The organism is Spirochaetae bacterium HGW-Spirochaetae-1 (assembly GCA_002839375.1).
Classification (GTDB): domain Bacteria; phylum Spirochaetota; class UBA4802; order UBA4802; family UBA5550; genus PGXY01.
Window position 1 is genome coordinate 49,859 of sequence record PGXY01000003.1, and the last position, 21,417, is coordinate 71,275.

Consider the following 21,417-nt stretch of genomic DNA (forward strand, 5'->3'; position numbering starts at 1 on the left):
GCATGTGAGCCTAGAGGATAATTGAAAACACAATGAAAGAATACCGCGGTAAATGTCCTCACGGAGAGGATGTGTATCTCTGCACCCTGTCCAACAAAAACAATATGTCCGTTGCAATCACCAATTACGGCGGAACAATTACATCCCTCTCGGTACCGGACCGTCACGGTGTCATCGAAGATATCGTGCTCGGTTTTGATGCGGTGGAGGAGTATTACGGCGTGCATCCCTACTTCGGCGCCATGGTTGGACGCCATGCCAACCGGATTGGCGGCGCCTCCTTTACACTCGGCGGAAAGATATACCGCCTTGCCGCCAACGACAACGGCATTAATCATCTTCACGGGGGTCTGCGCGGATTCGACAGGAAAACATGGACCGTGGAGCGCCATGATGAACATTTGCTGCAGCTATCCTGCCAAAGCCTTAACGGCGAAGAGGGATACCCGGGAAACCTTGAAGTGAATGTCACCTATGAACTCACGGAAGACAACAGGCTCTCCCTGCACTATTGCGCTACAACCGACGCTGCCACGCCGGTCAATCTCACCAATCACAGCTACTTCAATTTAACCGCCGGCCGGGATACGGTTCTTTTTCACAAGATATTGATCAATGCCGATGCATACACTGCGACCGATGAAAGCCTGATTCCCACGGGACATCTAATCCCCGTCAGGGGTACGGCCATGGATTTTACTGTTTTAAAGGCGATCGGGAAAGATCTGAACGGCGTAAAAGGCGGATACGACCACAACTATGTTCTTAACTCGTGGGACCGGAAAATGCAATTCGCAGCCGAGGTTGTTGAACCGGTGAGCGGCCGCTGCATGGAATTATATACCACAATGCCGGGCCTGCAGTTTTATACGGGCAATTTCCTCGATGGAAGCATCACGGGAAAGAAAGGAACCATTTACAATAAGCATGCCGGCTTCTGTCTTGAAACGCAATACTTTCCCGACTCCCCGAACAGGCCCGAATTTCCCTCGTCCATATTGCTGCCCGGCGAGGAATACAGTCATGCGACAGTCTATTGCTTTTCCGTGAAACCTTAGCGGAATAAATATATCCCGGTCTCTGAACCAGCCCCGTCACATAATCATGAAGTCCATATAATTCTGAATTTCCCTGGGATAGCTGTTCTGCTCATCCTGGTACTTTTTGAAGCGGCGCTCATATGCCTGCACGGTCTTTAAATTGACATTCTTATAACGGGTGGCATACTGTGAAAATGCAGGCATATTCTCCAGCCTGTCCCGTATATCCTTTTTAAAGGGAACGTGCTTGAAAAACATTTCCCTGACGGCTGAATTGAGTTTCATTATGCCGTCCTTTTCATACATGACCCACGTCACATAATCATCGGCAAAACGATCGCGGTCCGTTCTGAGGCTACGGAATTTTTCCTTTATCTTCTCTTTCGCTTCCGCCGAAAGTTTTGAATTCTTTTTATAGGTATTGATATAATCGAAATATTCCCCCGTAAGTCCTCCCTCGATGGGATCGCCCCACATGGCTCCCTTCATGGTCTTGTTCAGTTCCCACCGGAAACAGGCGAGGGTATGTGCCATATTACGCGCCATGTCACCCATAAAAAATATCGGCACCACGATGCGTCCCCGGGAACGTTTATTAGTTCCTGCCAGTTCCTGCCACAAAAGGGTTCTCGTCCCGACAATGGGCAGTATTACTATATGGGGAAGAATTTCTTCCTTGATGATCTCCCGGGCATCCCCTATTTTCAGGACCGTTTCACGATAGAACAGGGAAAAATCCGTCTCCCTCACTTCATTGAGGGCCGACTCCACAATCCTCTTCGTGGAGAAAATGGCCTTGAGGCTTCCCCTGACAATGTGCGATGTCAGGATAGGCAATGCCGTAGCAGTGGATCCCGAACAGACCGCCGCGGTGCTGGCCAGCCTCTGATCTATCTCGTACATGGTCATCTTGATATTACTATCAACCATGTCTTCTTCCTCACGCTTCTTCTTGCTCTTATGCTTTTCCTCTTCCATGAGATGGCTCTCATAGGTGAGTCCCATCTCGGTAATACTGGGAGTTTCCTCTCCATTATAGATGAGAGACAGGAACTCCGGTTCCCGCATGATACTGTAGTCAGTGCTTTTTTCACGCAGTTCCACAAGTTCCTTTAAATCCAGAATCTGTTCAGGCTCAAGCAGGGCTTCATCAAGGTACCCGAAATTCAGCATGAGCCGGACCGGCAGGGGTATTACCGATTCAGAAACGCTCCGCATAAAGACCTGCTTGTAGAGATCCCAGTATGCCCTGCTGAGAAAACGACGCATTTTACGGCCGTCCGATTCCGTGCTGAAGGGATTTTTTGAGGTCTTGAAATCGTTGAGCATTTTGAGGAAACGATTCTGAAACTCCTTGTCCACAAGGGAGAACTCGAATATCTGGTTCAGGGAATTCTTCAGGTTGCCGATATCGATATTCCTGACCGGGGACACTTGTTTTTCCGGCTGTTGTACAGTCCCGGCATCGCCCGGTACACGGTTTGTGTAATATTGATGAATAAACCTGATCCCGGGATACACCGCCGTGAGTTTTTTCCCAGCCACGTCTTCATAGATGGCATTGATCTTCACCAGGAGAGACAGCAGGTTCTTGACAAAATCATCACTGAGCCTTCCGCTGTTCCGCCACACCTCGAAGCCGCTGCCCTGTACCAGATACGTGGACAGGCTTTCCTCACCGCCGAAAAGGCTTTGCATTTCGCGATCCATCTGGTCGTGCATGGATTCGATCCTGTCGAGGGAACGCATATAAAGATCGGATAATATTTCGAAAATGCTCTCGGCGATTGAAAAATCTGATTTTATAACGGCACCGAAGACCGGGCCTTCCATCTGCAGCAGCTTTTTCACCAGCACCGTGGAGTCCTTCTTCATCATGGAATCCAGGGATTCTCCCGGAACCTCATAGCGCCTGCTGAGATAGCGGCTGTTATCCGTTATGAGAAACTTGGCGCTGAACTGCTGGGGCATCTGAGCCGCGCTGGAGGAATAATTTTTGACCAGCATCTCGGCCTTTGAATCAAGGGCTGCAGGTGCGCCGCTTCCCGACAGTACTTTGTATACTATTGCGAGGTTGTCGCCGATCATGCATATATTCTGATAGAGCTTGGCGAACTTACCGGCTTCACTGACGGTGACATTAACACGGTTGAAGAGTTGGCGCAGGATATTGGCAGCCATGGACAGGTCGGTTACAATTAAATCCCTGAAGCCATTGGGACCCAGGGGATACCGTGAGATATATGAATCTTCCAGTGCCCGTACGGATTTCAGGTAGGGGCCCTTCATGAGACTGCTGAAACCGGCAATAACGGTTTTTCCCCTGACGACCGATATCCTCCTGCTTTTTGAGAGAATGATACTGGGGTCGAGTCCGTTAAATTCAGCTGATGCCGAAAGGACCTCAAGGCTTCCGCTGTTAAGTGAGAGTATCTCCATGGGAGTCTCACCCTGCACAAAAAGGGTTTCTCCGCTTTTTAATAATTCCTGTCTTTCGTCAGCCATTGATTCCCTTCACTCCTTAAGAGTTTTTGATCGTATCCATGTATTCTTCCCATTCCAGGGGAAGCAGGTGCTTTTTCTTATTATTGCATTCCTTGCAGGCCGGCACAAGGTTTATTTTATCTGACGTGCCGCCCCTGGCGAGCGGTATTTTATGATCCATGGTAAGGTCTGAAGGAGCGAAGTGCCGCCCGCAGTAATGGCATATGCCGGGAGCCGTTTTCTTCTTCCACCAGGCCGTCTGGCGCAAATCCCGCGCCTTTTGTTTCTCCCGGGAGATATATGCCGATTCGCCGTCACCGCCTTGGGCGAAAAGGCCGTTTTCCCGGGGCCTTCTTTTATCGCGCTTTCTGTCCCTGTAAGCCATTATGGGCGGATCTCCAGAGGTATTGTAGAATAAATAAACATTTTGTCAATAATTATTGAGATTAAGCGTACTGCAGGGAAGAGGCATGCCTCATCCCATACAATCAGTATCGGCAGGACGATACCCATTTATGAAGGAAAGGCCGTCCATGGTTTTTTTTGTTTCAGGCTGAATGGCGACCAGTTCAAGGATCCCCTTCCCTGTTCCGGCCATGAGGCGTTTTTTCCCATAAACGGCCATTTCTCCGGGACGGAGAGAAAGAGCCGTATCAGGCACACCATGGGAAAGCGATGTTTTCCATACCTTTAACTCCCGGGAGCGGAACGTGGTCCATGCAACGGGCTTGGGATTGAGTCCCCGCACCAGGTTGTGTATATCAACGGCAGACCGCGTCCAGTCAATACGGGCCGTTTCACGGGTAATCTTGCCGCAATAGGTGGCCTCGTCGTCCTTCTGCTGAACCGATACGGCCTTCCCCGAGGCCAGGAGTTCTATTGATTCATTGAGAAGGCGCACCCCCAGGGGCAGAACCGCATCGGATAGGTCGGCCGCCGTCATATCATCGGTTATAGCGACCTTTTCCTGGCGGATAATATCGCCGGCATCCATACGTTCGTTTATGAGCTGCACTGATACGCCCGTTTCACGCTCACCGTTGATCAGGACCCATTGCAAGGGAGCGGCGCCCCGATAGGCCGGTAAAAGCGACGGGTGGAGATTAATCGTTTTCAGTGGCGGGTAATCAAATACGGCCCGGGGAATGAGTTTCCCGTAGGCGACCACCACATATATCTGCGCATCATATTTATTCAGCTGATCGAAAAAAGCGGGATCGTTCAGTGATTCGGGCTGCAACACGGGGATATCATGACACTGGGCTTCATGCTTGGCCGGGCATATCTGCATATGCTGGTTTCTTCCCGTTTTTTTGTCGGGCTGGGTTACCACGAAGCATATCTCATGGACCTTGAAAAGTTCCTCGAGGCAGTAGAGGGCAATATCAGGCGTGCCAAAAAATCCTATTTTCATTACATCGCGTTCAGTTTTTTTAATTTTTTTAGATGGGGACGAAGCTCATTGCGCTCATAAGATTCGAGGTAGTCGATGAACAATATTCCATTGAGATGGTCGATCTCATGCTGAAGGACCCGGGCCAGAAGTCCACTGGCCTCGATTTCAGTCTCCTTGCCTTCGGGGGTAATGCCCGTCACCAGGACTTCCGAGGGACGGATTATATCGGCGTTGACTCCCGGTACGGAAAGGCATCCCTCTTCGTAGGGTTCTGTCATGTCCGATGACTCTTTAATCACGGGATTGATGAGCGTCAGCGAAGGGCCGCCGCTATCCTCGATATCAAGAATGATCAGCCGCTTACTCACATCGACCTGCGGGGCCGCAAGACCGATACCCTTGGCCCTGTACATTATTTTATACATGGATTCAATAAGACTTATCACATCCTGGTCTATATTGATGATTTCTTCAGCTATGGACTTCAGTGTTTCGTTCCCGAAAAATACAAGACTTGGTGTCATAATAATTATCTGCCTTCTCCCTATGCTTTTATCTATATTCCAAGGTATAAACTTCATATAAAAACAGCAACAGGTTTTTACTAAAAAAAAGTCCTTCCCTGTCAGGATCTTTGCAAAAAAAGAAAATGATTTAATTTTATGCTTTTTTCTTGACAGATATCCGCTATATTGTTTTATGTATCTCACGTTTTAAAAATGGGGTTGTAGCTCAGTTTGGTTAGAGTACCTGCCTGTCACGCAGGGTGTCGCGAGTTCGAGTCTCGTCAACCCCGAATTAAAAGGCCGTCCGGACAAGTTCAGGACGGCCTTTTTTTTATAGATATTTTCTTCCGGCATACGGGAAAATCCCCGCCGTTTTTAACTGAAAAATCATCAGTTCCAGGCGCCGATAATGGCACCGGTCTATATTTTGAGAGGACCGGAATTCTTCAGCTGTATTTCTTCAGCAAGGATTCATACAGATTATTATACTTCTCATGAATCATTTTTCTGTCAAATTCCTTGAAATCTATGAGCATGGCATTCAGTTCGCTGTCGGTAAAATATCTCTCCGTATTGGGAAAAAACACCCTGTCTTCTTTGATGATATGCCTGGGATAAAAATTTATCAGGAACGTCAGCTTTTCAATTATTACATCGATACTTTTCTCGTTCCCCCCGATGTATTTATTGTTTGCCGCCACCAGATCTTCTACGGCATTTCTCGCGATCATATGCTCATCAACCAGCTCCCTCATTATCCTTGTGTCATCGCTGTTCAGTTTTTTCATTTCCAGTTCTTTAAACAGAATATCTTCTTCTTTACCATGATGCGTCCGGTCCGCATAGGTCCTGATAAAATCAACAACGGTATCAATGAAAACTGTATTTACTTTTCGCTCTTTTTCTATAACATCCAATTCTCTGTTTACGAGGTCCAGCATCTTTTCAATAAGCCGGTGTTCAATCATCAACGGTCCTCGTGGTTTCATGGCAGCCTCCTGGATTTGCGGATTGGGTTTTTGGGAAAAAAGCTAGTGTGCAGATAACGTTATCTTACGCACGTTGAGTTTAGCACAATATAAAATTTTAAATGACCAACAAGTATTTGCCACAGTTGCGGGCAATGTCGTTTGCCCGTTATCAGGTACAATTACATTTTATTTTATTACTAAAAGATTTTAGTTTCTCTAGAAATACCTTAAATTCAATATAATTAATATTCTCTGCATGAAAAATATGTATTTTATTTACTAGAAGTGACCCAACTTCATCATCTAGTTTTTTATCATAATTGGATAATTTTTGAAATTTAATAGATATTTTAGAATCCTCAATACTTTCACTCAATAATTTTATTTTTATTTTATCCCATAATCCTTCAATTTTAGTTTTTAAATATTTTACATTTACATCTATCATTCTTGGTATTCCATTAATCCAATTTATTTGATAGAAGAATAAATCTTTTTTCATACAGTATTCGTGTAATTTAGAGATGTAATCATTATTAAAATTATAGCTTATAATAATGCCTAAGATACAATCGCTTACATCAAGATATACATTTTCATATTCGTTTTTATTATTAACAATTAAATATCGATATTCATTTTCTTCCTGCCAATCAATTGATTTTTTAAAAAAAATCTCCTTCAGACATTTTGTTTCGTAGTCATCAAGTGCATTAGCACAAATTTCTTTTGAAAAATCATTAAATGTAATTCCATGATTACTATTTTCTTCATCCAAATTATATTCTAAATTGCCAGAATATTTAATATTATATCTCAATTCATTAAATTTTAAATCAATTTGTGTTTTATCAAAAACGATGCAACAACCTGCGTGACTTTCAGCATACTGAGCCCACATACGAGGTTTAGCATATCCATAATCGAATATTGAATTTATGACATTTTTATCTTGGCAGAAACATACAACATTAAATTTGTTTGTTAGTATTTTATAATCAATTCTTTCCTCTGCTAAAGGTAAAATCTTTTCATCTACATAACCGTATCCTTTCAGAATACATTTGCCAAATGGATAATTTCTTTGCAAATCAGGTATATGTGGTAATGCTTCTCTGGGATCATTAGTATTGCTTAACTGGCCAAATCGTAATTCACCAGGTTGAAGTATATAAAGTATTCCAATTTTTTCACTAGTGTAATGATATAAAACTTCTTTTTGATTAAAGTAATTATTCAATTTATGCCTCAGTGAAATTCAAAGTATTTGCGCCTAACTAAAAGAATCCGCAATATTTCCTGAATAGAAAATCCTCATTCCCCGATGCCCACGAAAATCTTCCCAAATTCATTGAGAATTATTACTGGAATAAATCTCCCGAAAGTCAACCACTATAGTACAGCATCAGGTAAAAAGAAATGTTCAAAAAGATTCATGCAATTAACTTCACTATAGAAAGAGAGGGCACGGATGCCCGAACGCTTTGGCTGCGGCCGACCCACACGACGTGGGAAGTGCCGCGAAGGACAAGGATGTCCGAGAGCGGCCGAGGACGGCCAAGGATGGCCTCCGCAGGACGCACAGAATGAGTTACCTGATCCAGAAAATCTCTTAGCCCGTCGCGGCCGGCGACCGCCTTTTTTCGCCTCTTTTTTGTGGCGTGACAAAAAAGGGGCAAAGGGCCTGTCCCGGACCCGCGGGACATCCCACCCGGCAGAGAATCCTGCCACAACCCGCCCGCCATGCGCAATGGCAAGCCCCTTAAAAGTCCTTGACTTAAAGGTCTCGGGCCATGAAAATACCTGTCTCATCCCGAAACGGGACATGTCAATGACGGGAGGACACTATCATGAAAAAATACACGGCGCTTCTCTTATTCCTGGTCCTGGCGGGCTGCGCCTCCAGTGCGCAGCGCAATACATCCATGGACACCGGCTCATACAAGATGTCCATGACGGGAAAATCGGGCCTCCAGGAATTCCCGCCCGAAAAACGGATCATTGTTCTCAATGCCGATATCACCATCGAAACCGACAATACCGAGTCCCTTTCCGCCGAAATCATCAATCTATCTAAAAAGTATAACGGCTATGTCCTGTCGTCGGGAAACAGGAAAATCGTCATCCGCATCGACGCGGAAAAATTCAAGGAAGGCATTGAGGATATCGCAAAGCTGGGAACCATCATCGAGAAACGCTTTTACAGCGAGGATATCACGGAAGAGTTCCGCGACGCCCAGATCAGGCTCGACAATAAACTTAAGGCCCGGGACCGCTATCTTGAACTGCTTAAAAAAGCCGAAAATGTGGAAGCCACACTGAAAGTGGAAAAGGAACTGGAGCGCCTGAACGAGGAGATCGATTCCCTGAAGGGTAAGATAACGCGCCTTTCGCACCTGGCTCAGTTCTCCACCATCACCATTTACCTGCAAAAAAAAGTAAGGCCCGGTCCCCTGGGCTGGGTTTTCTGGGGTCTGTATAAGGGGATCAAATTCCTTTTTGTGTGGGACTGAAAATATTTTAGGTAAATTCTCGCGGGGAAGGAGACGGCATGAAGAGACCCGGCATGATCGGCGGTATAGGCCCCGAATCGACAATTGACTACTACCGTTCCATTATCGGCACATACCGGGAACGCACCGGCGGCACCGACTACCCGGAGATCCTTGTATACAGCATTGACATGACACGCATGCTGGATCTCATCGCCGGGGACAGGACCGAAGAGGTGATAAACCTCCTTTCCGGGGCGGCACGGTCCCTGGCCGCTTCCGGGGCCGATTTTGCCTTCATGGCCTCCAACACACCCCATTACGTTTTCCGTGAAGTTGCCTCCCGTTCCCCCATTCCTCTCCTGAGCATCGTCGGTGCGACCTGCGACGCCGTAAGAAAGGCAGGCCTGGGGCGCGCCGGTCTCCTGGGTACCCGTTTCACCATGGAAAAGGATTTCTACACCGGCCCCTTCGCCGACGCGGGGATAATCCTGGTGGTGCCCGATGCCGCCAAAAGGGAATTCATCCACTGGAAAATCTTCAGCGAACTGGAGCTGGGCATCGTTACCGACGAGACCCGGAAGGCCTTCCTGGAAATAATTGGCGGCATGAAACGCAGGAAAAATATCGAGGGGATCATCCTGGGCTGCACCGAGCTTCCCCTCTTGCTTAAACAGGGCGACGATGACATTCCCTTCTTCAACACCGTAGAGGAACACGTGCAGAGCATTGTTGATTTCATGCTCCTCTAGTATTTAATCGATTCTCACGGCCTTTTCCCGGGAAAAAAGCACCGCCGTCAAAATAGTTCTTGTATGAACATCAGATTCCTGCAATAGTGCATCCAAAGCCCGGGGAGGGGCACTGTATGAAAGGAACAATAATCCTGGTGTGCATGGCCGTGTCGCTGGTATTCACGCACGGAACTTCGCATGGCAATTCATTCAAGGCAACCTACCTGAAGCTCATCGAAAGCAGGGATTTCGACAAACTGGCCGTTCATCTCCGGGAATGGGAAAAGGCAAACTCCGCTGATCCCGAACTCTTTATCGCTTTCTTCAACTACCACATCTACCGGAACAGTGAGACCGTCACGGTTTACGGAAATGATCCCGATTCTCCGGAAGCATTCCAGGAAAAAATCAGCTTCAAAAAGGCCGATGTCATGACGGGCATTCACTATCTCAATGAGGGACTGAAACTCTACCCGGCCCGGCTCGACATGCACATGGGGATAATCAGCATGCTCGGTGAAATTGAAGACTATGAAAAACAGAAGAATCATATCCTCATCATGATCGGGCTCGTCCCGGTCTATCACGATTTATGGCTCTGGTCCGACGGTGCCGTCGTTATCGATTTCGACGAGAAGTTCCAGAACGAGATCCAGAACAGGATCAACGTCTACATGAGCCTGAGCGACATCCTGCCCTTTCAGTACGCGCGGGATATTTCCCTGGAGATGATAAAGCTCTATCCCCGGACCATCTGGTGGTACAACAATATTGCCTCGTTCCATATGCATGATAACGATATGACGGCGGCCCTGAAATATTTTAAAATGGGCGAGGCCATCGACCCGAAAGATGAAATCATCATTTACAATATCGCTTACTGCTTTGAAATGATGAAAGACCTGCCCCAGGCCGTGATCTACTACGAGAAGCTGCTGCACTCCACCAATCCCGATGCCAGGAAGGAAGCCATGGCAAAGATAGAATCTCTCAAAAAGAAACAGTAATCACGGACCGGTTTACCATGCAAAAAAATATTGAAAAAATACTGACAGCTCACCTGGATAAAAAGTACTATGAATACGGGTTCGCCGACCTGAAGGGACTGCTGGTGCCTGAATTATCCTCCTTCCGTTGCGGCATCGCTATTCTGAGAAAGCTCGACAATGAGATCATTAACGACATCACAAAAGGTCCCACCCTTAAATACTTCAATCTATATAATGACATCAACGATGAGCTCACGGGGAAAATCACCGTCATTGAAGGTGAACTTCAGGCCCTGGGAATTCATGCCAGGGGAATGCACCCCACAAAAAGCGACGGGGAACTCAACGGGGATTCTTCAGGGACACTAAGGACTGACTTTTCGCATAAAATGACGGGCACCCGTGCCGGTCTCGGCTGGATAGGAAAAACCGATCTTTTTATCTCGGAGAAATACGGACCGAGGATACGGCTGGCCTCGATCCTCATCGACGCGGATGTTTCACCGGACCGTGAGCCCGTTTCTGAAAGCCGCTGCGGGGCCTGCGATCTCTGCGTGAAAGCATGCCCGTCAGGCGCCGCAACGGGTGCACCATGGAACACAACCCTGGACCGCGATGTATTTTTTGACGCCTTCAAATGCCGGGAGCATTGCCGTTACGTGTCCAGGAAAAACATCGATAAAGAAATCAGTCTCTGCGGAATCTGTGTTTCGGTCTGCCCCGTGGGGATAAAAAATAAAATATAGCCTGACAGGAGGGCCCGGATATGGCGACGAACGGTTTTCTTGATCCCCTTGATATCCGCAGCGATGACCCGTCGAAGAAGATTGTCATTCTCAACAGGGATCTCCGCTACCGCGATGCCCATGGAACCATCTACACCATTCCCGCCGAATTCCGGTGCGACCTTGCTTCGGTGCCATGGTGGCTCCGGTCCCTGGCGCCCCCCTGGCACCAGTCTGCCCGGGCAGGCCTCCTCCATGACTGTGGGTACCGGTGGTTCGAGGTATGGCAGTGTAGCAGGAAAAAAGTTGATTCTCTCTTTTCCGGGGCACTGCGGTCCGACGGTGTGGGCAGGGTCAGGGCCGGTCTCATGATGATGTCCGTACGGGTCTTCGGTAAAAAAGCCTGGAAAAAATGGAGAAACATGCCGGAAAACCTCAAGGGAGTCAGACCCGTGGATATCTTCACACCGTGATCCTGTAGATATCATTCCGGGTTATAGCAAAGAAATGATATCCTATATCGCTTTTTCCCGCTCGCCCGTCTCTCCGGCCGGGGGCTGTTCAAGAACGAAAGAACCCTTTCCCAGGAACTGCCCTCCCCCGTTCCATACTTCCACGGTATAGACACCGGCCCCTTCCAGGGCCAGGTGCCGTGACCAGGTCCTGAAGCCCCGGCGCCGGCCCCCGCGTATATCTTTCAGGGTGACGGAAAAGAGTTTCTTCTCATTTCGGTACCACACGTGGCTGATATCATCGCGGAGCCCCCGGGGAGCGAAGACCGATGTGAAGAAGTATATCTCCCTGGGAGAATCGTATTCGAGAACCCTGAAGGGCTCCAGGGGATTATTATCGGCGACTCCCGTGGCTGCCGTTGTACTCATGAGCCTCAGCGGCACAGGCGGGATGATACTTCTGCCCGCGGTAAGAGCAGCTAAAACCAGAACAATGCCGGCAGTAACCAGGCGGCTGTTTTTTTTATTTTTATGAATATGCATGTGGGGATATATAAAGATGAACATGAACAGCAGTGCTATGATTCCCGAGATTACCACGTTCCAGAAACTTCTCATGGCAAAAACCACGGGAAGAACCACATTGAGCACGGAGAAAAATACGAGGGCATATAAAACCGATGTGCGCAGCGGAGACTTGCTGATCCACTTGTCATATATGTAATACCAGTTGATGATGAGAACCAGGCACGCCAGGATTATGATGTACAGTACATTGACTGACCGGATCGTCATGGACTCAAGGTAGAAAGGAACAACAAAGAGTAGCATGTCATTGAGAATGAACAGAAGCAGCGCATCGGCCATGCGGCCCCGCACCCCTGCAGATTCCCACTGCCGGTAAACCCTGAGGATGATGAAAAAGAAAGACACCAGTACCAGGACAAAAACCACGGGGACATATTCAAATCCCCTTCTGAAAAGAAGTATGCACAGCGCCGCTGAGGTGAGGGCAAAGATAGGCTGTATCTTCATGATCCTAATCAGGCCCGGAGGCATGTCCGTGAAAACCCTGTTGAGATATTGCCCCATACCCCTGATCCCCGGGACAAAAGAACTCCGGGGCGGCATCCCTTCGGTAAAATATATGGCAGCTTTTTTAAACATTGATGTACCTGTTCAAACAATAACACTCCTGCAACGGCAATAATAGTCGAAGCAATTTCGAAATGTATATGAGAAGTAACCGGTAAATTTTGCAATAAAAAAACCTATTCCAAGAGACATCCTATTTTTATTGACATATATGGTATGGGCGGGTCTTGTAATAATAAACAGGAAGAAGGATACACGACAAACAATGAAATCACAGGATTCCCATTACCATTCTTACAATATATCCCCCGAATCGCTCCTGGCGGAGATGGAGACTCTCCTGAAAAAACTGGTGCAGGGGGATTTCCCGTCTCCCCACGAAGAAAATTTCCAGGCCCTGTACAATAAATTTCTTTCTTTGTACGATTTTTTCCAGGAGGAAGTTCTTATCCTTTCAGGACAAAAGTCCGTCTGTTCCGCGGGGTGTTCCCGGTGCTGCCGGCACTGGGCCGAAGAAGTGTACTCTTTTGAAGCAGCCATTGCAGCGGAGTATATCCGGGAGAATATTCCCGGTGAAATCGATGCCATCCTCCGCATCCTCCATGATTCCATGGCCGCTTATGAAAAAATATCGGGGCTGATTGATGGAAAACCGGTGACGGACAACGATGGCAATGTTTCAGAAGATATGGACCCCCTGGACCTCACCCTGGCCTGTTTCTATCAGCTCGGCATCCCCTGCCCGATGCTGGACAGCACGGGCAGCTGCCGCATTTATCCCGTAAGACCCCTGGCATGCCGCATTTATATCAACGTCAGGGATGCGGTCTTCTGTGAACCGGAACGCATTCATTCCGGCGAGGAAGCGACCTGCATAATAGACCCCGGCGAAACCGTGGACAAACTCCTGGAACACCTGCACCGGCGATATGACAGTTCCCAGGGCCTGAGCGCGCTGCGTCCCCTGCTGGCCCGGTACCTGGAAAAATAAAAACAATCAACGGGTTCCCGCAGCTACATCCGCTCAGACACTATTGTTGTCTTCATAATCATCCTCGGATTATAATCATTGCAAGCATGTTGTCGATTTATGTACAATGGCAGGCAGGAAGGTTGCTGAAAGTTGTATAGGTGTTATTTTTATGGGAAGAGGATGTTGGGCGGTAGGGCGGGTTTGAAACCCGCCCGTACGAAATCCGTCCGTATAATATTTCAATTATCCTTTCAATCTCTTTTCCAGTGCATCGAGCTCGATTTTCAGCTCCCCGGGAAGCCTGTCGCCGAAGCTGGCATAATGCTCCCTGATAAGCGCCACTTCCCTGAGCCAGCCTTCTTTGTCTACGGTGAGAAGCTCCTTCATATCGGCGTCGCTCACATCGGCAAGACCGGTCCTGTCAATGGCATCCACGGGGGGCATGTAGCCAATTTCAGTCTTTATGGCCTTGCCCGTACCGGCACAGCGTTCAAATACCCACTCAAGGACACGGCTGTTCTCGCCGTATCCCGGCCACAGCCATTTCCCGTCGGAAGTTTTACGGAACCAGTTGACGTAGAATATTTTGGGCAGCTTATCCTCGGTGGAATTTTTCCCTATTTTGATCCAGTGTTTAAAATAATCTCCCATATGATAGCCGCAGAAAGGAAGCATGGCAAAGGGGTCACGGCGGACCGTACCGGCCTTGAGATCCAGGGCCGCGGCTGTCACCTCGGAACCCACGATCGATCCCAGGAATACGCCGTGGTTCCAGTCAAAGGACTGGTGCACCAGGGGCACAGTGCTGGGACGCCTGCCGCCAAAGAGGAAGGCGCTGATGGGCACACCCGCCGGGTCTTCCCATGAATCGTCGATAACCGGGCACTGTTTTGCCGGGGCCGTGAAGCGCGAGTTGGGATGGGCTGCCGGTTTTTCTGATTTTCCCGCCTCCCACTCATTGCCGGTCCAGTCGATAAGTTTTCCCGGGGCGTCGTAACCGATGCCTTCCCACCAAACATCTCCGTCCTCCGTGAGGGCAACATTGGTATAGATAGTATTCCGGTCAATGGATTTCATGGCGCTGGGATTGGACTGCAGGGATGTTCCAGGAGCGACACCGAAAAATCCGGCTTCAGGGTTAATGGCATAGAGTCGTCCGTCTTTCCCGAATTTCATCCAGGCAATATCATCACCCACCGTTTCAACTTTCCATCCCGGGATAGTGGGAATCAGCATGGCCAGGTTGGTCTTTCCGCAGGCCGAGGGGAAAGCGCCGGCGATGTATTTTTTCTCGCCCTTCGGGTTGGTGATGCCCAGAATGAGCATGTGTTCCGCAAGCCATCCCTCGTCGCGGGCCATGGCCGAAGCGATCCGCAGGGCCAAACATTTTTTTCCCAGGAGGGCGTTTCCGCCGTATCCCGAGCCGTAGGACCAGATGGTCCTCTCTTCGGGAAAATGTGATATATATTTTTTATCCAGAGGTGCGCAGGGCCACTGGCCATTGTCTTTCTCACCATCAGCCAGAGGTTTTCCCACGGAGTGCATGCAGGGGATGAATTCGCCGTTTTCTCCAAGAACATCAAGCACCTTTGTCCCTACGCGGGTCATGGTATGCATGTTGGTGACGACATAAGGCGAATCGGTAATTTCGATACCTATTTTTGATATGGGTGAGCCAACAGGGCCCATGCTGAAGGGTATGACATACATGGTCCTTCCCTTCATACAGCCTTTATAGAGGCCCCTCATGGTTTTCTTCAGCTCTTCGGGATCGACCCAGTTGTTGCTCGGACCGGCGGCGTCCTTTGTTTTTGCCGCAATATAAGTCCTGTTTTCAACACGCGCCACATCGGAAACATCGGACCTGAAAAGATGGCAGTTAGGAAGTTTTTCTTTATTAAGTTCAACGGCAAGCCCCTCGGCCACCATTTCCCTGAAAAGGCGGTCGTATTCTTCCTGTGATCCATCACACCAGCAGATTTCGTCCGGTGTCGTCATGGCGGCCATTTCCTCGACCCATTTTAAAAGCTTTTGATTTTTAACCATGGTTGCTCTCCTCTATATAATATTATGCTGCTGTTTCTTTCGACTATCGATCAGGTCATTTTTACCCCGTGTGCAGCCCGCAAAAGGCCCAGACTTCCATAAAGAACCCTGTGGAGCCCCATCCTTTTGCAATTTTCCGGATTTAATATTTCAGGCTGTTTCTGACGAACAGGGCAAATCTGAAGCGGATCTCATTGAACTGTCCGGGCTATGAAAAGATCTGCCGAAGGAAGCGATGTATCCCTTCAGGATCTTGGGTTACACACTGTTTGCCAAAATAGGCTAAGGGATGAAAAAAGGCAACCGTCATTTTATCGATGCAGGAAAAAATTGTCATTATTATTCAGACTGCTCAGATGAGAATAATTCATCAAAAATCCGTTTTATCACACCAATGGCCCTACACAACTTTCCGTATTTCCCGCACGTTGATATTGACGGCGCCGTGGTCCTCTTCAACACGGCCCCGAATGATCCAGGGTACATCTTCTTCCAGTTGATGGGAAAAACGGCGGTAGGCTTCAGGGAAAAAAACCGTTTCATACATGGCCGTTTCGTCCTCGAAGCTGACGAACTCCATGGGATTCCCCGACGAAGTAAGGATTGCCTTTCTCGTCACGGGCCATCCCGTCACGGTAATGATTTCCCCGATATGCCGCGGGATATCATGGGCAGGAATTTTCCGATACGAGGCTGTCTTCTCCTGCCAGAAGAAAAGCGGGTGACGATCGCAGAGGAAGCCCATGACCCGGTATTCCTGCCGCAGCCGTTCCTGAAGCGGCTTTTCCCTCACCCTGGGGAGCTCCTGGACAGGGCTGTCGAAAAGCGAGGCACCCGCCTCTCCGGCGCCCTCACCCCGGTTTATCAGGATATGCCACAGCTGCGCGGCCCTCCCCAGACCCGGGGACACACTGTCAAGGGCGCCGGAGGCAACCAGTATCTCGTAATCGGCAGATGTGATATGGACACGCCGGTCCAGGTCTCCCAGGCTCCTGAAGGGACCACCGCGTCGGCGTTCCTCCACCAGGGCCTTTATCGTGGCAAGTCTCAGTCCCGCTGCCGCCATAAAGCCGACCCGCATTCTTTTTCCCTTCCCCCGGAAGCGGTAACCGCTTTCATTGACATCAAGGGGATCGATTGTCATGCCAAGGCGGCGGGCCTCGCTGATATAGCCCGGCAGAGTATAGTAGCCGCCCCCGTTGGATATGACGGCGGCCATGAATTCGGCGGGATAATGAGCCTTGAGCCAGGCCGACTGGAACGACACCATGGCGTAAGACGCCGAATGTGGTTTACAGAAGGAATAACCGTCAAAGGACTCTATCATGGCCCATATGGCTGCGCAGGCATCATCATCTACGCCGTTCCGCGAGGCCCCGTCATAAAACCGTTCCCGGTATTCCTTCAGCTTCACCTCACGGTTTCTTTTCGTCAGGATTTTTCTCAGGCCGTCGCCCTCGGCGGGGGTGAAACCGGCCAGGGCCACTGCCACTTTTGACACATCCTCCTGGTAGCACATGATGCCGTAGGTTTCCGCCAGTATATGATCGAGGCGCGGATGCAGTGATTTCCATGGCTTTCCCCCGAGACGCTCCACGTATTCCGTAATGAAGCGATTTGCCGCAGGCCGTATTATGGAGGAATGAATAACAAGGTGACCGAAATCCCCCTTCCCTGTCTTCTTCTGGAGCTGCCGCATAGCCGGCGACTCCACGTAAAAAACGCCCATGGTGTCGCCCCGGGCGAGCATATCCATGGTTTTTTCATCGCTCACGGGATCCCAGGTCCGCTCATCGACGTGCATGCCGTTCTCCTCCAGGTTGGCCAGGGCGTCCCTGATGACGGCCAGGGAACGGTTTCCCAGGAGATCGATCTTCACCAGGCCCGCTGCCTCGGCCCCGTCCTTGTCCCAGGTTATGACCGGAACGTTTTTCGCGGCCCGCTCCACGGGAACATAATCCCTGATAAGCTCCGGCGTCATGACCAGACCTCCCACGTGAACACTGAGATGACGCGGAAACCCCCTGATCCGGAAGGCCGTGTCAAGTATACGCCGCCACAGCGGATCAACATGCGTTCCCATGCCGGCCTGCCTTTCCCTGAACAGCTGCCGCTCGAAGGCCGTTATCTCGTCATCGGGAAGACCGTGAGCCCGGGCCACATCGCGCAGGGCCGAGGCCTCGCGGAAATGGATATGGGTCGATACCATAGCGCACCGGTCGCTGCCAAATTCGTTCATCACGTCGTTGATAATGGCGTCGCGCTCATCCCAGGCGAAATCAACATCGATATCGGGCGGATCCAGACGCTCGGGATTAAGAAAACGCTCAAAATAGAGATTATGCCTGATTGGGTCCACGTTGGTTATGTCCAGACAGTACGACACGATACTGGCGGCGGCGCTTCCCCGGCCGCAGGTCCGTGATGTTTTTTTCACAATATCGGCCACAATGAGAAAGTACGATGCGAAGCCCTTTTCAACTATTATTGAAAGTTCATAATCGATGCGCTCCATGACCGATTCGGAAAGCTCGCCGTACCGGACCTCGGCCCCTTCCAGGGTCCGCGAGCGGAGCAGTGATGCGGCACTGTCCCTGTCTCCGCCGTAGACGGGAAATATGAATCCCTCGAAGATGCGCGCAAACCGGCATCTCCCGGCTATTGATACCGTATTGGCCATGGCTTCGGGACAATCGGAAAAGATATGCCGGGCCTCGTCGGGCGAAAAAAACAGGGAATCGGCGGGAGCGCAGTCCACTCCGCGCAGGTTATCCACGGTGTCCCTGGCCGCTATGGCCCGCAGTACCCGGTGAACATCATAGTCTTCCTTCTCCAACAGAGTCACTTCACCAACGGCAGCCGGGGGAACCCGGAACCTGACCGAGGCGGTCAGTATCTTCCGCGAAAAGGGAGTCACCATGGCGTAGAGTTCTTCAACATGTCCCGCCAGTTCCTCCAGGAGCCCGGGAGAATCGGTGAGAAGAATATTTCCCGCCGAGGCGGCCGTGAGCAGCGGCGCCAGGCCCCTATCCTCCCCCGTCATTACCGATGAAATGAGACTGGTCAATGCTGAAAATCCCATTTTGTTTTTTACCAGCACCAGGGCCCTTTCGTCGTTCTTCCGGACCTCGGCGCCGACAATGGGCCGTATGCCCCGGTCCCGACACGCCTCAAGGAAATCATGAACACCGTAGAGATTATTGATATCCGTAAGCGCCATGGCATCGTACCCCAGGTCGGCGGCCCGGGCCACAAGCTCGCCGATAGTCCGCGTCCCGTAGAGCAGGGAATGACAGGAACGAACCTGGAGATGAACAAATTCACCGCGCATCACGGTCCTCCATCATGGTAATGCCCACACGCAGGGATTTTTCCCCGAACCTGCCCCGGACGGCATCCACGGCCTTCTGCAGGGCCTCGGCCCGGGCCGCTTCGGGAGGAACAAAAAGATCGAGCTGGATACATCCCGCCAGGAGCCCCGCAAGGGACAGGGAAAGCTTTCTGATCCGTACGCGCCGCCGCAGGGATTTCAGGAGCAGGGACCGGGCCGCGTCGAATATCTCGCGGTCCGTAAAGGTGTGGCGGGGCAGTCGCACCGCGGCACCTTCATTCTTCCCGTCGGTGTACATCAGGCCTATCTCCACGGACCGGGCCGCCATGTTGTTCTGCCTGAGCCGCATCCCCGCCTCCTCGGCCAGGGAAAAAAGACACGCCGTCATCTCCCCCGTGTCCATGACATCGCGATCCAGTATCCTTTCGACCCTGATGCGGCCGCCATGGGATGACGCCCCGGCAACGGGCGTAAAATCGATACCCCGGGCCGAGTCGCGGAGCTTGATACCCCTTCCGCCCAGGGCGGCCGTTATGTTCCCGTCGGAAAGATCGGCCAGGTCCCCGATCTCCCTGACTCCCAGGATATCCATGCGCTCACCCAGCTTTTTCCCGATGCCCGGAAGAAGACCGATATCCTGGCGGCCCATGAAGCTCCGCTCGTCGCCGGGAAGCACGTAGACGAAACCGTCGGGCTTGACCACACGCGTGGCTACCTTGGAAACCAGGCGGTTCACGGCCAGTCCCGTAACGGGCTGCACGCCCATGCGCTGCCATATCTCACGCTTGATGCGGGCCGCCAGGTCCACGGAATTGCCGAAGAGGCGGCGCATCCCCGTTATATCGGCAAAGAGATGCCCCCCGGAAACCTGTTCCACCAGGGGCGAGTAGCGCGAGGTCAGGGCGAAGAGCTCTCTTTCGGCGCGGGCGCAGCGGTCATAGCGCGGTGCGATGACAGGAATATGGCCCATGCGCCGCCGCACCAGGTCCACGGGCATGCCCCGGCGGATTCCCTCCCGGAAGGCCTTTTCGGAGACATCGAAAACCACGGTGCGTCCCTCGCCGGGTGGTGCGATGATGAAGGGCTCCCCCCGCAGGGAGGGGCTGCACAGCTCTTCGATCGAGGCCATAAAATTGGCAATATTGAGGTGTAGTATCTGGCGTTCCATGGTATCCTTTCCTTTTCGCCGCAAAGCGGATGCGGCAGCACCTGTCACGCCGCGATGACCCGGTAGTCCTACCGCACGGCAATACCCTGTCGCGCCAGGAGGGACGAGAGCATCTGCGCATTGGCCGGGGCCTGGCCCCGCCGGTGATTGTTGAAGTAGACACGGACCTGCCGGGCACCGTTCATCATGACCATGATACGGTCAATCCAGGCCGACAGCTCCTCGTCGTTGTAGAGATAATCGAAGCGGGCCGCCGCGTCGGACCCCCACCAGTTCTTTTCGTTTCTCCCGTGAAAACGGATATAGGCAAGGTCCGAGGTAACAATATCCACGGGAGGCGGAAGGCCCCGGAGGCGCGGCGTATCCACGGAACAGAAGGCGACACGGCGTTCCTGCAGGGCGGTGATGACCCTTTTGCTCACCCATTCCGTGTTCCGGAATTCCACGGCCAGGGGAAGCTCGCGCATCTCCTCCAGCAGGGCATTCAGATACCGGCGGTTATCGGGCGAATAGTGAAAGCTGAAGGGAAACTGCAGGAGCACCGCCGCCAGTTTTTCATCCTCCAGGAGGGGATCCAGGGCGCCGCGGTACTGCTTCACAGCATCCCTCCATGAATGGGCATCGACACGGTGTGTGAGGGACTCATGGGCCTTTATGGAAAAATCCACGCGGCCTTCGCTGCGGCGCAGTATGGCGGCGAGCTGTTTTTTTTCGGGCATGCGGTAATAGCTGAAATTCAGCTCCAGCGTGGAAAAATGCCCGCTGTAATAAGAAAGAAATTCATCCCTGCCCACATGGGCGGGATAAAAGGTGCCCCGCCAGTCGAGGTAATCGTAACCCGATGTTCCTATCCGCACTTCCGCCATGGACATTTCCGTGATTCCCTTTCACTCTGTTCTTCATTCCGTTATAATGACAACATACTATACATATGTTGCGTAGTCAAGAAAAAAAGCGGCTTCCCTTGACTCTTTATTGACAATTCAGTATTTTCATAGGATTTATCCCATACCGC

The 21,417-nt window shown here is 50.7% G+C and carries 19 protein-coding genes and 1 tRNA gene; 8 read left to right on the top strand and 12 right to left on the bottom strand.

Translation table 11 applies throughout. The features are described from left to right. Positions 1–32: 32 nt before the first annotated feature. Positions 33–1,058 carry a galactose-1-epimerase gene (locus tag CVV44_04895; GenBank protein ID PKL39563.1) on the top strand — a complete coding sequence of 342 codons (1,026 nt, stop codon included), beginning with the start codon at positions 33–35 and terminating at the stop codon, positions 1,056–1,058. A gap of 36 nt (positions 1,059–1,094) precedes the next feature. Here the strand turns inward: CVV44_04895 and CVV44_04900 are convergent, their stop codons facing one another. The 4 genes from CVV44_04900 to def form a co-directional block, all read right to left on the bottom strand. Continuing rightward, positions 1,095–3,545 carry a hypothetical protein gene (locus CVV44_04900; protein ID PKL39564.1) on the bottom strand — a complete coding sequence of 817 codons (2,451 nt, stop codon included), beginning with the start codon at positions 3,543–3,545 and terminating at the stop codon, positions 1,095–1,097. Between the two features lie 16 nt (positions 3,546–3,561). Further along, positions 3,562–3,909: an HNH endonuclease gene (locus CVV44_04905; protein ID PKL39565.1), complete on the bottom strand. Its 348-nt coding sequence runs from the start codon at positions 3,907–3,909 to the stop codon at positions 3,562–3,564. A gap of 90 nt (positions 3,910–3,999) precedes the next feature. Continuing rightward, the gene (locus tag CVV44_04910) at positions 4,000–4,938 is read right to left on the bottom strand and encodes a methionyl-tRNA formyltransferase (protein ID PKL39566.1); all 939 of its coding nucleotides are present in this window, start codon (positions 4,936–4,938) and stop codon (positions 4,000–4,002) included. Beyond that, a complete protein-coding gene (def, locus tag CVV44_04915) occupies positions 4,938–5,630 on the bottom strand; it encodes a peptide deformylase (protein ID PKL39567.1) in 693 nt (230 codons plus the stop codon). Before def ends, CVV44_04910 begins: the two co-directional genes overlap by 1 nt. A gap of 11 nt (positions 5,631–5,641) precedes the next feature. On the opposite strand from def, the gene CVV44_04920 reads away from it, so the two are divergent. Beyond that, positions 5,642–5,716 (top strand) — tRNA-Asp (locus tag CVV44_04920). Positions 5,717–5,872: 156 nt separating this feature from the next. Here the strand turns inward: CVV44_04920 and CVV44_04925 are convergent. The 3 genes from CVV44_04925 to CVV44_04935 form a co-directional block, all read right to left on the bottom strand. Next, positions 5,873–6,415, bottom strand: a complete 543-nt coding sequence (locus tag CVV44_04925; GenBank protein ID PKL39568.1) for a cation-binding protein — start codon at positions 6,413–6,415, stop codon at positions 5,873–5,875. A 151-nt stretch (positions 6,416–6,566) separates the two neighbouring features. Further along, on the bottom strand, positions 6,567–7,637 hold the full coding sequence (locus CVV44_04930; protein PKL39569.1) for a hypothetical protein: 1,071 nt from the start codon (positions 7,635–7,637) through the stop codon (positions 6,567–6,569). A gap of 193 nt (positions 7,638–7,830) precedes the next feature. Further along, positions 7,831–8,142 (bottom strand): hypothetical protein, encoded by a 312-nt coding sequence (locus CVV44_04935; GenBank protein PKL39570.1) that lies wholly within the window; start codon positions 8,140–8,142, stop codon positions 7,831–7,833. Between the two features lie 105 nt (positions 8,143–8,247). Between CVV44_04935 and CVV44_04940 the strand changes: the two genes are divergently transcribed. The 5 genes from CVV44_04940 (at position 8,248) to CVV44_04960 (ending at position 11,810) form a co-directional block, all read left to right on the top strand. Next, entirely contained in the window at positions 8,248–8,910 is a 663-nt protein-coding gene (locus tag CVV44_04940) for a hypothetical protein (GenBank protein ID PKL39571.1), read from the top strand. Between the two features lie 38 nt (positions 8,911–8,948). Next, positions 8,949–9,641, top strand: a complete 693-nt coding sequence (locus CVV44_04945; protein ID PKL39572.1) for an aspartate racemase — start codon at positions 8,949–8,951, stop codon at positions 9,639–9,641. Between the two features lie 116 nt (positions 9,642–9,757). Next, positions 9,758–10,630, top strand: coding sequence for a hypothetical protein (locus tag CVV44_04950; protein ID PKL39573.1), 873 nt, complete (start codon positions 9,758–9,760; stop codon positions 10,628–10,630). 17 nt (positions 10,631–10,647) lie between these two features. Continuing rightward, positions 10,648–11,358, top strand: a complete 711-nt coding sequence (locus tag CVV44_04955; GenBank protein ID PKL39574.1) for an epoxyqueuosine reductase — start codon at positions 10,648–10,650, stop codon at positions 11,356–11,358. A gap of 20 nt (positions 11,359–11,378) precedes the next feature. Beyond that, positions 11,379–11,810 carry a hypothetical protein gene (locus CVV44_04960; protein PKL39575.1) on the top strand — a complete coding sequence of 144 codons (432 nt, stop codon included), beginning with the start codon at positions 11,379–11,381 and terminating at the stop codon, positions 11,808–11,810. A 42-nt stretch (positions 11,811–11,852) separates the two neighbouring features. Here the strand turns inward: CVV44_04960 and CVV44_04965 are convergent, their stop codons facing one another. Then, positions 11,853–12,956, bottom strand: coding sequence for a hypothetical protein (locus CVV44_04965; protein ID PKL39576.1), 1,104 nt, complete (start codon positions 12,954–12,956; stop codon positions 11,853–11,855). A gap of 193 nt (positions 12,957–13,149) precedes the next feature. On the opposite strand from CVV44_04965, the gene CVV44_04970 reads away from it, so the two are divergent. After that, positions 13,150–13,875, top strand: a complete 726-nt coding sequence (locus tag CVV44_04970) for a hypothetical protein (protein PKL39577.1) — start codon at positions 13,150–13,152, stop codon at positions 13,873–13,875. 225 nt (positions 13,876–14,100) lie between these two features. On the opposite strand, the gene CVV44_04975 is transcribed toward CVV44_04970, so the two are convergent. The 4 genes from CVV44_04975 to CVV44_04990 form a co-directional block, all read right to left on the bottom strand. Next, positions 14,101–15,903 (bottom strand): phosphoenolpyruvate carboxykinase (GTP), encoded by a 1,803-nt coding sequence (locus CVV44_04975; GenBank protein ID PKL39578.1) that lies wholly within the window; start codon positions 15,901–15,903, stop codon positions 14,101–14,103. A 400-nt stretch (positions 15,904–16,303) separates the two neighbouring features. Further along, entirely contained in the window at positions 16,304–19,234 is a 2,931-nt protein-coding gene (locus tag CVV44_04980; protein PKL39579.1) for a DNA polymerase III subunit alpha, read from the bottom strand. Further along, entirely contained in the window at positions 19,224–20,402 is a 1,179-nt protein-coding gene (locus CVV44_04985; GenBank protein PKL39580.1) for a hypothetical protein, read from the bottom strand. Before CVV44_04985 ends, CVV44_04980 begins: the two co-directional genes overlap by 11 nt. A gap of 68 nt (positions 20,403–20,470) precedes the next feature. Beyond that, positions 20,471–21,268, bottom strand: a complete 798-nt coding sequence (locus CVV44_04990; protein ID PKL40119.1) for a DUF72 domain-containing protein — start codon at positions 21,266–21,268, stop codon at positions 20,471–20,473. Between the last annotated feature and the right edge of the window lie 149 nt (positions 21,269–21,417).